4 protein-coding genes are annotated in these 4295 nt (G+C 49.0%); 3 read left to right on the top strand and 1 reads right to left on the bottom strand.

From position 1 onward, the window contains the following. Window positions 1–143 precede the first annotated feature (143 nt). From ABYW01_RS15395 to groL, 3 genes are all read left to right on the top strand, one after another. Entirely contained in the window at window positions 144–683 is a 540-nt protein-coding gene (locus ABYW01_RS15395) for an FxsA family protein (protein ID WP_372834306.1), read from the top strand. Between the two features lie 156 nt (window positions 684–839). Then, complete coding sequence (locus ABYW01_RS15400; protein WP_193952874.1) at window positions 840–1133, top strand: co-chaperone GroES; 294 nt, start codon at window positions 840–842, stop codon at window positions 1131–1133. Window positions 1134–1193: 60 nt separating this feature from the next. After that, a complete protein-coding gene (gene groL / locus ABYW01_RS15405; RefSeq protein WP_372834309.1) occupies window positions 1194–2843 on the top strand; it encodes a chaperonin GroEL in 1650 nt (549 codons plus the stop codon). Between the two features lie 52 nt (window positions 2844–2895). On the opposite strand, the gene ABYW01_RS15410 is transcribed toward groL, so the two are convergent. Then, window positions 2896–4227, bottom strand: coding sequence for an IS4 family transposase (locus ABYW01_RS15410; RefSeq protein ID WP_372834312.1), 1332 nt, complete (start codon window positions 4225–4227; stop codon window positions 2896–2898). Window positions 4228–4295 lie beyond the last annotated feature (68 nt).

A 4295-nucleotide genomic window follows, 5' to 3' on the forward strand; every position in this document is an offset into this window, starting at 1 on the left:
CCATATAGAGTTACACATAATAGGTTGCTGACGGGGTGGGGAAACGAACGTCATCGATCCGAGTGGTAAGTCTGCCCGTGTGGGCATATTCCCGCTATAGTCTGATGACTCATGACTATCCGAATTGTATCCAGAGGTATTTAATGCGGTTTCTTTTTCTGCTGTTCATTATTGTTCCTATCATCGAGATCACGTTGCTGATTCAGGTGGGTCAGGCGATTGGTGCTTGGTATACCGTGGGTTTGGTGGTGATGTCTGCATTTGTGGGTGTCAATATGCTGCGTTACCAGGGGCTTTCTACGTTGGCACGGGCTCAGCAGCGGGCAAATCAGGGAGAAATACCCGGCAGTGAAATGGTTGAGGGTATTGTGTTGGCGGTGGGGGGAGCGTTATTGGTGACGCCCGGCTTCGTAACCGATGTGATTGGTTTCTGTTGCCTTATTCCGTATACCCGTCAGGGACTTGCCAAAGCGATGATCAGCCGTTTCACCGTGGTGGCTATGCATCATCAACAGTCTCCTTTTATGGGAGCGGGTTTTCCCCCATCCGGAAGTCAGCCTGATTCACCGCCTGATGCCCCAGAGGGTGATACCAAATACAGTGATTCGCCATTTAAGAAAGATAAGCCATCCCGGCCACAATCCGGTGATGTGATTGATGGCGAATACCACCACAAAGACTAAGTTGCAAAAAAAAAATCAAAAATTCTATGGGTTGGGTGTTGAAATCATTTTTACCGGCCCCATCTAGGAAACAACCGCCTAAGGATGCTAGAACCATCCGGGCTTAAAACAAATAACATATTGTTTTTCGATCAGTTAGATCAGGAGAATGAACAGATGAAAATTCGTCCACTTCACGACCGTGTTGTTATTCGTCGTAACGAGGAAGAAGCTACCACTGCTGGTGGTATCGTACTGCCAGGCGCTGCTGCAGAAAAACCTAACCAGGGTGAAGTAGTTGCAGTTGGCGAAGGCCGTGTTCTTAACAGCGGTGACGTTCAGCCACTGACTGTTAAAGTGGGTGATACAGTTTTGTTTGGTGGTTACGCAGGTTCCAACACCGTTAAAGTTGGTGGCGAAGAACTGCTGATCATGACCGAAGGCGAAATTTACGGCGTACTGGAAGACTAATAGTCTCCAGGTTACCTATCGTTTTTTTAAGAATTTATCGATTACGGGATTATTTGAATCATGGCTAAAGACGTACGTTTTGGTGATGACGCTCGTCAGCGCATGCTGGCTGGTGTAAACATTCTGGCAGACGCTGTAAAAACCACTCTGGGCCCTAAGGGTCGTAACGTTGTACTGGACAAAGCGTTCGGTGCACCTACCGTGACTAAAGACGGTGTATCTGTTGCCAAAGAGATCGAGCTGGAAGAAAAGTTCGAGAACATGGGCGCACAGATGGTTAAAGAAGTGGCGTCTCAGGCGAACGATGTAGCGGGTGACGGTACTACAACTGCAACCGTACTGGCTCAGGCTATCGTTAACGAAGGTCTGAAATCTGTTGCTGCGGGCATGAACCCAATGGATCTGAAACGCGGTATCGACAAAGCATCTGCTGCTGTTGTTGAGCAGCTGCAGGCAATGGCTGTGCCATGTGCTGATTCTAAAGCGATCGCACAGGTAGGTACTATCTCTGCAAATGCTGACTCTCAGGTTGGTGAGATCATCGCTGAAGCGATGGAGAAAGTCGGTAAAGAAGGTGTTATCACCGTAGAAGAAGGTTCCGGCCTGGAAAACGAACTGGATGTTGTAGAAGGCATGCAGTTTGACCGCGGTTACCTGTCGCCTTACTTCATCAACAACCAGGACAACATGAGCGCTGAAGTTGAGCAGCCATTCATCCTGTTGGTTGATAAAAAGATCTCCAACATCCGTGATCTGCTACCGGTACTGGAGCAGGTTGCTAAGTCTTCCCGTCCACTGCTGATCATTGCAGAAGACGTTGAAGGCGAAGCGCTGGCAACTTTGGTTGTGAACAACATGCGCGGTATCGTAAAAGTTGCTGCTGTTAAAGCTCCGGGTTTTGGTGATCGTCGTAAAGCTATGCTGGAAGACATCGCGATCCTGACTGGCGGTACTGTGATCTCTGAAGAAGTTGGTCTGAGTCTGGAAGGTGCAACTCTGGAACAGCTGGGTCAGGCGAAACGTGTTTCTATCACTAAAGAGAACACCACAATCGTTGACGGTGTTGGCGCTGCGGATACTATCGAAGCACGCGTTAACCAGATCCGTGCGCAGATGGAAGAGACCTCTTCTGATTACGACCGTGAAAAACTGCAGGAGCGCGTAGCGAAACTGGCAGGCGGTGTTGCAGTTATTAAGGTAGGAGCTGCGACTGAAGTTGAAATGAAAGAGAAGAAGGCACGCGTTGAAGACGCACTGCACGCTACACGTGCTGCTGTTGAAGAAGGCGTAGTACCTGGCGGTGGTGTTGCACTGATTCGTGCGCTGGATGCTGTTGCTGAGCTGGAAGGTGATAACCACGATCAGCGCGTTGGTATCGAGCTGGCATTCCGTGCGCTGGAAGCGCCACTGCGTCAGATTGTTGGCAACTGCGGTGAAGAAGGTTCTGTTATCGTATCCAACATCCGCGAAAAAGGTGAAGGTAACTACGGTTACAATGCCGCTTCCGGTGAGTACGGCGATATGATCGAAATGGGTATCCTTGACCCTGCTAAAGTAACCCGCTCTGCGCTGCAGGCGGCTGCATCGGTTGCGGGTCTGATGATCACAACTGAAGCGATGGTTGCTGATAAGCCAGCTGAAGGTGGTGCGCCAGGCATGCCTGATATGGGCGGTATGGGCGGCATGGGCGGTATGGGCGGCATGATGTAATCACAAGCCCTTTGTGAACCTTGATAAAAGCCCCGCAATTGCGCAATGCTGTTCACTTTAGAGGAGCAGCTTTACGATCCACTGGATAACGGGTTTTTGATATCTTCACTGTCCGAGGCGTTGTTCGCCTCGGACGCCTCTTTAAAAACAGGCCACCAATGCCTGATCTCAACTCCGATAGCCTTCGTCCTGTGCCGGATACCGGGTTAGCTGCAGCCATCACTATCAGTTGAACTGCAATGTATTGGCATACAGATTTAAATCTTATTTCGGATGGCCTTCTATCAAAGGCGATTGCTGCCTGAGAGGCCTCTCTTCTGATTACGTTATAAGTCAGTAAAAGGCCCCAAACTTCTTGATAGATCAACTCGACTTTCTTGCTGCGCAACGTGATTGCATTGTGTTGCATTGAGCTCTTAATATCGCGAAAACCAAGCTCTATCTCCCATCGTTCTTGATATAACCCCGCAATAGCTTTTGCGCTATATGTTTCTACCGGCAAGGATGTGAAGACAGTTTTCATGCCATCTTTGACTTTATAGCTGACTTCCCGTACCTCCCAATATTCGGGTAGCTCCGGGTTTTTCTTTCGGGCCTGGGGTGAGACTTTCATCTTTACCAGCCGATCATTTTTTCCGTACCTTTGCAGCTCTTCTCGCACAAGCTTTTTGCGTTCAGGGATGAGCCAGTGACGGTTTTTACCTTGTCGTGATACGTTGAGCAGTAAATTAGCCCCCCAAAAGCCTTTATCGAATAAGGTAACGGAGTTGTCAGGTATTTGATGTAAAAACTCGTCAGCGAGTCGCATTTCGCTACGGCGGTAGGGGCTAATCTGAGCATCAACAACAATATGCGATCTCACATTCATGAGTGCCACGAGCCGCATCATTGGGAAAGGTGTTTGGCGTTTTGTCGATGTATTCCCCGAACCGAAGTGTTCACGTAATTCGGGTGTATCAGGTGTTCTGAACAATGCCCCGTCTACAGCAAAGACTTGCAGCCCTTGCCACTCATCGCCTGTGTACCGTTCGCGCCCCCATTGACGCCCTGTTTGGCGAAATAACCACTCCACGGGCTGTGGGCCTAGTCTTTTACGGGCCTCGGTCACACCACTTTTTGCAAGTAAGCTGGCTGAAGCAAGGCCTTGCGCACAAATATTCAAGCGTCGAGCGACTTCATGAACGGGCTCATCACGGAAGATCGCCATACCCAGCACAAGCCACAGCACTTGATCTGACGGCAGGCGTCTACGGCGAATGGTTGCTTTGTCAGATAGGTTTAAAGCCGATTCAACCCATTCAACTGGAATATTATGAGTAAATGTACTCAAGTCTGAGAAATTGAAAAGTTCACCAAGGTCGATAAGGGATTGTTGAAAAGGCATAAAAAAATCCGATGCTGATAACAACATCGGATTTTCTACTAAACCTGCTTTTACCTCAAATGCTTAAG

This window comes from Pontibacterium sp. (genome assembly GCF_041587635.1).
GTDB lineage: Bacteria > Pseudomonadota > Gammaproteobacteria > Pseudomonadales > Balneatricaceae > Pontibacterium.